Genomic DNA, 212 nt, shown 5'->3' on the forward strand with positions numbered 1-212 from the left:
TTCGCTACAGCATTGGTAACTATACGTTGGATGATATTAATTGGGGTGAATACAAAGTAATTAAGGGAGTGGTTGATGCATAAACCGCATGTCACGGTTGCAGCAATAGAAAAAAGACAAAATGAGGTTTTTCTTGTAAAAGAGCGCGATAAATTTACAAAGCAAATTTGTTACAATCAAGCTGCGGGTGATTTAGAGAAAAATGAGACGCT

Annotated in this window: 2 pseudogenes; both read left to right on the plus strand. The window is 36.8% G+C overall.

The features are described from left to right. A pseudogene (locus tag V6260_RS19305) lies at nucleotides 1-83 on the plus strand (pseudouridine synthase); the annotation flags it as partial. Next, nucleotides 76-212 (plus strand): annotated as a pseudogene (locus V6260_RS19310) (NUDIX hydrolase); the annotation flags it as partial. The pseudogenes V6260_RS19305 and V6260_RS19310, both read left to right, overlap by 8 nt.

Origin of the sequence: Pseudoalteromonas aliena (genome assembly GCF_038155085.1) — a bacterium.
GTDB lineage: Bacteria > Pseudomonadota > Gammaproteobacteria > Enterobacterales > Alteromonadaceae > Pseudoalteromonas > Pseudoalteromonas aliena_A.